Raw genomic sequence first — 7,279 nt, 5'->3', positions numbered from 1 at the left:
CATGGACAGCGCCTCGAGCTGATCGTAGGTGACGAGGACGACGGTGTTGCCCAGCTCGCGGTGCAGGCGCACGAGTTCGGCCCGGGCAGCTCTCCGGTGGCGAGCGCCAGCGCGTCGGCCTTGCCCGCGCGATCGTGCGCCGCCCGAGTGTGCTCCTGCTCGACGAGCCCCTCTCCGCGCTCGACGCCCAGCTACGCCAGCAGGCCCGGGCCGAACTCGTGCGCCTGCACCGCGAGCTGGGCAACACCGTCGTCCTCGTCACCCACGATCAGCTCGAGGCGCTGTCCATGGGCACCCATCTGGTGGTCATGAACGGCGGGCGGGTGGCGCAGGCCGGCACGCCCGAGCAGGTCTACCGCCGGCCGGCTGACGTCTTCGTCGCCGCGTTCGTCGGCAGTCCGGCGATGAACCTGCACCTGGTCGAGGTGACGAACGGCGGTGGGGCGCTCGCGGCGCCGGGGCTGTCCGCGCGGCTGGCCGGACCGCTGACGCTGCCCCGGGTGTGGCTTGGCTGGCGGCCGGGGGACGGCGTCATCGAGGCCGAGCCCGACCGGGCCGCGGCAGCGGGCGGCGTGGCCGGTACGGGCCTGGCCGGTGACGGCCTGGTCATGGAGGGCCTGGTCGACGTGGTCGAGTTCACCGGGGACGTGGTCGTCGTCCACTGCGTGAGCGGGGCCGCTGCGGCGGGGGAGACCGGCGAGTGGGACGGGGACCCGGGCGAGGCCGGCCCGGCCCGGTGGGCGGTGACCGTCCCGGCCCGGGCCGGCGTCCCGGCCGTCGGCACACCGCTGCGGGTCCGGGTCCCCGCGCGCCGACTGCACCTGTTCGACCCGGCGAGTGGGCAGCGCGTCGATGACGTCGATGACGCTGACGATCTCGTCGACGACCTCGCCGTCGTCGGCGAGCCGGCATGACCGAACCGCTGCCCGCAGGAGGCCTCGCCCCCGTGGGGGAGGCCCTGCTCCGGGCCGGCGGCGCGGCGCCGTGGGCGATCTGGTCCGATTTCGGCGGAGTGCTGACGTCGTCGATCGCTGTGGCGTTCCGCGACCTGGTCGCCGCCGCGGGCGTGCCCGCCCACGAGCTGCGCCGGGCGTTCGACCAGGTGGCGGCGACGTGGGGCCTGCGCACGTTGGGCCCCCTCGAACGGGGCATGGTCAGCCAGCACGACTGGGGGATCCTCGTCACGGACGCCCTCGGGCCCGCCCACCCGCCACGCATCGACCTGTCCCGGTTCGGGGACCACTGGTATGCCGGTCGCACCCTGGAGTCGGCGATGGTCGACGGGCTGCTGCGCGCCCGCGCCGCCGGCCTGCGGGTGGGACTGCTGACCAACAGCGTGGCCGAGTGGGAGCCGCTGCGCCGCGCGCTGCTGCCCGACTGGTCGGTCTTCGAGTCAATCATCAACTCCCATGAGATCGGGATCGGCAAGCCCGATCCGGCCATCTACGACCTCGCCGAACGCACGTTCGGCCAGCCCGGTCCGGGCTGCGTCCTCATCGACGACGCCGCCGCGAACTGCGAGGCGGCGCGTCGGCGCGGCTGGACGGCGATCCATCACCGCAGCGTCGCGGACACGCTGGCCGAGCTGGCCGCAGTGACCGGGGTTCCCGAGCTGGCCGGCTAGACCGTGCGGTATCGGCCGACCGTGCGGTGACCGGGCGGGCGCAGCGGATCCGGTGACCCGCTGGCGGGTGTGGCCCGGGTCGGGTCGGACGTCCACCACGAATGGTCCGAAGGGCCCCCGGGTAGGCAACCTCTGGCGGTCGCGAGGATGCTCGCCGACGGCGACGATGATGTTCGGAGCCATCGGGCGTCGGCGTTCATCTGTCCACACCGCCGGCGTCACCCGTCCGACCGTCCGACCGTCCGACGCGGTGCGACGAGCGTCGACCGCCGTGTCCCGACCCGCCAGACCTGCCACGCGACCCCCTGGAGGGGCCATGACCATCCAGTACGTGCGGGATGCGACGCCCTCCACCGGGGCGGACGACCATCACGCGGCCGGAGGGATGTTGTCCCCGACGAACCCGCCGTCCCCCGCCTCAGCCCCGGCCCAGCCCCGGCTGCGCGCCCTGCACCTGTCCGAGCTGGAGACGTTCGAGACCTACGAGACGCACAGCGCCACGCTGCACTTGGCCGCCGATCGCGTGTACAAGCGCAAGAAGCCGGTGAACCTGGGCTTCCTCGACTTCACCGACCGCCGCACCCGGGAGTCGGTCGGCCGGTCGGAGGTCGCGCTCAACCGCCGGCTGGCCCCCGACGTCTACCTGGGGGTCGCTGATCTCCTCGACGACACCGGTGAGGTGATCGACCACCTGGTCGTGATGCGGCGGATGCCGGCGAGTCGGCGGCTGTCCACCCTCGTCCGCCGGCGCAGCCGGGTCGGCCCGGCACTGCGCACGGTCGCCCGGGCGCTGGCGGTGTTCCACCAGCGGTGCGAGACCTCACCGGAGATCGCGGTGGCGGGGCACCGGGCGACCCTGGAGGGGCTGTGGCGGGAGGGCCTGGAAGGCATCTTCCCCTACCGCGGCACCCTGCTGGACGCGGCGGTGGTCGACGAGATCGGCGCACTGGCGCTGCGCTACCTGGCCGGCCGGGAGACGCTGCTCGGCGATCGGATGCGCGCCGGGTGGATCCGCGACGGGCATGGCGACCTGCTCGCCGACGACATCTACTGCCTCGACGACGGACCCCGCATCCTCGACTGCATCGAGTTCGATCCGCGGCTGCGCTTCGGTGACGTCCTCGGCGACGTCGCGTTCCTGGCGATGGATCTGGAACGCCTCGGCGCGCCGGAGGAGGCCGCCGAGTTCCTCGACGCCTACCGGGAGTTCAGCGGCGAGGTGCACCCGCGGTCGTTGCAGCATCTCTACGTCGCCTACCGGGCGTTCGTCCGGGCGAAGGTGACCTGTATCCGGGGCGGGCAGGGTGATCCCGACGCGGCCGAGGAGGCCCGCCGGCTGCTGGCCGTCGCCCACCGTCACCTGCGGGCCGGCCGGGTCCAGCTCGTCGTGGTCGGCGGGCTGCCCGGGACGGGCAAGACGACCCTGGCCGGCCGGCTGGCCGGGGTCGGTGACGGCTGGGTGCTGCTGCGCTCCGACGTGATCCGCCAGGAGTTGACCGGGATGCCCCTGCGTGAGGGTGGGCCGGCCGCGGACACTACCGCCGGCGGGTACGCCAGTGCCCTGCGCAACGCCAGCGCTCCGGCGAACGCCGGCGGCACCGCCACGAGAACCGGAGCCCACGGAACCGGAGCCCGCCGCGACGCCGGTACCGGCGCGGTGGGCGTCGCGCCGGCGGGCGCGCCGGTCGCGGACGGCGACCCCGCGACCTCCGACCCGCGGTTCGGCACCGGGCGCTACGCCCCCGAGATCACCGACGCGACGTACGCCGAGATGCTGCGCCGCGCCGGGGCGGCTCTCGCCCGCGGGGAACGGGTGGTGCTGGACGCCTCCTGGTCGAGCGCGCGTCACCGCCGGGCCGCCGCCGAGCTCGCCGCAAGCGTCTGCGCCGACCTGGTGGAGCTGCACTGCGTGACGGCACCGGAGGTGGCGGCCGCCCGGATCGGCCGCCGCGCCGCCGCGGGCACCGATCCGTCGGAGGCGACGATGGCCATCCACCGGGCGATGGCGGCCCGCGCCGACCCGTGGCCGTCGGCGACGGTGGTACGCACCGCCGTCCCGGTCGCGGAGGCCCTGCAGACGGTTCTCGCCCACCTGGACTGACGCCGTCCGGTGGGTCCGGTGTGACCATCCCGCGCGGCGCCGTCGCGTCTCAGGCCGCCGTCGCGCTTCAGGGCGCCGTCACTTCTCGATGCGGGTGGCGTACACGGCAGCCTGGGTGCGGCTGGACAGCTCCAGCTTCTCCAGGATGGCCGAGACGTAGTTCTTCACCGTCTTCTCGGACAGGTGAATCCGCCCGGCGATCTGCCGGTTGGTCAGCCCCTCCGCGATGAGGACGAGGATCTGGCGTTCCCGCTCGCCGAGGGTGGCAAGCTTGCGGTCCTCGGCCGGGCCCTCCCGCAACCGGGTGAGGACCCGCTGGGTGACGGCCGGGTCGAGCAGGGAACGGCCCGCGGCGATCGTCCGGATGGCGCCGACCAGGTCCGTGCCCCTGATCTGCTTGAGCAGGTAGCCGGCGGCCCCGGCCATGATGGCGGCGAACAGGGCGTCATCGTCGTCGTAGGAGGTGAGGATCAGGCAGCCGATCTCGGGATGCGCCGAGCGCAGGTCCCGGCAGACGTCGATACCGTTGCCGTCCTCGAGGCGGGCGTCGAGCACGGCAACGTCCGGCCTCGTCGCCGGGATCCGGCGCAGTGCCTCCGCCGCGGTGGACGCCTCTCCGACGACCTCGATGTCATCGGTCTCGGAGAGCATCTCGCGGATGCCGCGCCGGACGATCTCATGATCGTCCAGGAGGAAGACCCGTACGGTGCCCACGGTGCCGACGATACTCACGGTGCCGACGATACCGTCCATGGTCGTCGCCCGGACCGGTTCGGCATGGTGCCGGGAGGGTGCGCGGGTGCGGCCGGGCCCGTTGCGGGCCCGTTCGAGCCGTTCGGCGCCTCCGGGTGAACCCGCCCGCGTGAGCGCACCGCCCCCGGCCCGGGGCCCGCAGCGGCTGGCGGCCGCACAACCGGTGAGAGCCGGTGGCTACCCGAGGCGGTTACCCGAGGTGGCTACCCGAGGCGGGCGACGCCGCCGTAGACACTGACCTCGCCCTCGGTCGGCCCCTCGCCCTCGGCGGCGGGCTCCTCCGGCCGCCACCGATGGACCATCTCCACTCCGGGGTCGATGAGCTCCAGGCCGGCAAAGAACCGTTCCACTCCGGCCCGGGTGCGGTGCTGCCCGGGGATGCCCCGGGAGCGGTACGTGGTGAAGAGCTGCTCCATGCCGGGGTTGACGTCGGCGGTGGCGTGGGTGAGCGCCAGATAACTGCCCGACGGCAGGGCCGCCAGCAGCCGGCCGAGGATGCCGTAGGGGTCATCCGCGTCGGGGATAAAACGAAAGATCGCGATCAGGGACAGGGTGACCGGCTGGGTCAGGTCGAGGGTGTCGCGCAGTTCCGGGGTGGCCAGAATGCGCTCCGGGTCGCGCAGATCCGCGTCGAGGTAGGCGGTGCGGCCCTCGGGGGTGCTGGCAAGCAGGGCGCGAGCGTGGGCGAGCACGATCGGTACCACCCCCGGGTTACACACATCCATTGGTGGTGGGGGTGGACACCTCACCGGCCGTCGCCGCCTTCGTCCACGTGCCGGATCAGCCGCCGCGGGTGTATTCGGAGACCCCAGCCGGGGACGTCAGTGTGAGGAACGCTCCGGCGACAGACCAGCTGTAAACTGTCGGCGCGTACCCGGCCGGCTCGAGTGTCAGCGAGTTTCCCTGGACGCTGAAACGGCCGGTGACCGCCTGCCCGGTGTCGTCCAGCTGAAATGTTGTGTCCGGGGCGAAACGCAGTGTCTTGAACGTGCTGTCGACGCTTAGCCAAGTGCCGATGAGAAGCGCGGCGCCCGTCACGCCTCCTTGGCCGGCGTCGACCCTCAGATAGGTGGACGGCCCTAGGCGCAGCGCACCACCGTCCACTGACCAGCTGGTTGTGCTGGGCTGTCCGCCATCGGGCCGCATCGTGATCTGCCGGCCATTCACGGAAGCGATGCCGGACGCGTGAAACCCGCGGCGCTCGTTGTCCGACTGGAATCGGCCGTCCTCGTGGAAAGTGACGAACCAGCTTCCGATGCGCTGCGCGTCGTCGCCGTTCCAGGAGCCGATCAGTTCTGCTGGCAGCCTGCTGGCGGGGGCCGGTTCCGAGCCGTGTCCACCGGAATCCTCTCCCTGTGGTTGCGTTACCGGCAGCGTGGGAGTTTCGTCCTGGTCGTTGGCGCTCGCCATGCAGCCACTGGTCGCTGTGGCGACGACGGCCGACAGGATGACAGCGGTGATGAGCCGCCGGGGACTGCCGCTGTTCCTGTCCATCGGTTTCATTGGTCTCCCATCGCAGGTCAGGCAGGGGGTGACGGCGGAGGCGGTTCCGTGGCATTCATCCAGTAATGGGCGTCGCCGGCGATCTGGGAGTCCGAGGAGCACGTCGGCCTTCTTGTGGCGGGCTGCCAGGTACACCAGTCCGCGCCGGATCTCCTGACCGGTGTGGAGGGCGAACAGATCTGCGATCCATCGGTCCTCGTGGCTGGGCAGGTTGATTTCGGCGAGGAACCAGGCCGCGCTGACATGAACCGAGTTCTCCCGGCCGGTGTCGTGGAGAACCGCTCGGAGCGCCTCCGCGGCCGCCGGATTAGCTAGGCGCGCGAGTACGAGTACCAGCGCGCGCTGGTACTCGTACCGGTCCCCGCCGAGCAGGAGGCGGTGGCCGAGACTGTCGGCGACCGCGGCGGCGAACGGGCTCGCGGCCAGCACCAGGCTGCTTTCTTCGCGTATCCAGCGGTCGTCGCTGAACAGCGCCATCCCGAGAAGCTGGCGCAGGCCGTCCGCTCCGCGGAGGCGGTGAGCGCCGATGATGCTGGCGGTGCCCGTCATGACGTCGTCCAGCAGCCGTCGGCGCTGCGCCAACGGCGGTGCGACGAGCTGGACGAGGTCGACGTCGTCGCAGTAGCGGAGCTGACGATAGACCTTGCCGTAGAGGTCGCTGCCGGGCGGCGAGGCGCACACGAGCAGGCGTGCCGCCTGCTGGCGAACCGTGTGACCGGCCGCCGGATCGTCGAGCACCCTGCGGGCGGCGGCGAGGACGGACGCTCGTTCATCGGCGTCCAGCTGGTCCTGCTGGCCACGCTGCACGAGGCGGGTGAAGGCTTCGAGCGCGGCCCGCAACATCCACGGGTCGACCGGGTCCGTGACCAGCCGGCCGAGCAGCCGCGCCGCTTCGCCCCCGAGAAGGCCCAGCGCCTCGACGGGTTGGGCGGCCCGGCCCGGAGAACACCGGATGACGTCGAGCACGGGCCGGATGATCCCTATGCCGGTCAGCGCCGCCGCCTCACGGAGAAGCCGGAAGTCGCCGACGCACGCCGCCGGCAACAGCGCCGCAAGATTCTCCTGGATCTTCAGGCGCTGCCGTGGGCTCCCGACCGCGTGGAAGACGTGCCCGACGACCAGCCACTGGCCGGCACTCAGCGCGGTGCCGACGCTCGCCTCGTACAGCAGGTCGTGTTCGGCTGCGTTCGGCGCTTCGACCGCGGGCCCGTGGAAATCACCGTGATTGCGGCGAAGGTAGTCGTAGAGATGGGTCAGCGTGCGCGGCGGCAGGCGCAGTGCCTCCTCGTAGGCGGTCA

5 protein-coding genes and 1 pseudogene are annotated in these 7,279 nt (G+C 72.4%); 3 read left to right on the top strand and 3 right to left on the bottom strand.

Going from position 1 to position 7,279, the window contains the following annotated elements; genetic code table 11:
* Positions 1–86: 86 nt before the first annotated feature.
* The 3 genes and pseudogenes from AC08OV_RS08455 to AC08OV_RS08445 all read left to right on the top strand — a co-directional run.
* Positions 87–914: pseudogene (locus AC08OV_RS08455) on the top strand (ABC transporter ATP-binding protein); the annotation flags it as partial.
* Positions 911–1,624 carry an HAD-IA family hydrolase gene (locus tag AC08OV_RS08450; protein ID WP_476619516.1) on the top strand — a complete coding sequence of 238 codons (714 nt, stop codon included), beginning with the start codon at positions 911–913 and terminating at the stop codon, positions 1,622–1,624. The pseudogene AC08OV_RS08455 and the gene AC08OV_RS08450, both read left to right, overlap by 4 nt.
* Before the next feature lie 316 nt (positions 1,625–1,940).
* Entirely contained in the window at positions 1,941–3,725 is a 1,785-nt protein-coding gene (locus AC08OV_RS08445; protein WP_476619515.1) for a bifunctional aminoglycoside phosphotransferase/ATP-binding protein, read from the top strand.
* A gap of 78 nt (positions 3,726–3,803) precedes the next feature.
* On the opposite strand, the gene AC08OV_RS08440 is transcribed toward AC08OV_RS08445, so the two are convergent.
* The 3 genes from AC08OV_RS08440 to AC08OV_RS08430 form a co-directional block, all read right to left on the bottom strand.
* Positions 3,804–4,439: a response regulator gene (locus AC08OV_RS08440; RefSeq protein ID WP_476615749.1), complete on the bottom strand. Its 636-nt coding sequence runs from the start codon at positions 4,437–4,439 to the stop codon at positions 3,804–3,806.
* A gap of 242 nt (positions 4,440–4,681) precedes the next feature.
* The gene (locus tag AC08OV_RS08435; RefSeq protein ID WP_476619514.1) at positions 4,682–5,182 is read right to left on the bottom strand and encodes an SAM-dependent methyltransferase; all 501 of its coding nucleotides are present in this window, start codon (positions 5,180–5,182) and stop codon (positions 4,682–4,684) included.
* A gap of 76 nt (positions 5,183–5,258) precedes the next feature.
* Positions 5,259–7,279, bottom strand: a 2,021-nt coding sequence (locus AC08OV_RS08430) for a hypothetical protein (RefSeq protein WP_476615748.1), incomplete at its 5' end; no start/stop codon positions are given.

Source organism: Frankia sp. CeTa3Moorea, from assembly GCF_978021225.1.
Note: the sequence above shows the minus strand (reverse complement) of the source record. Positions and strands in the feature narration are given on the sequence as shown.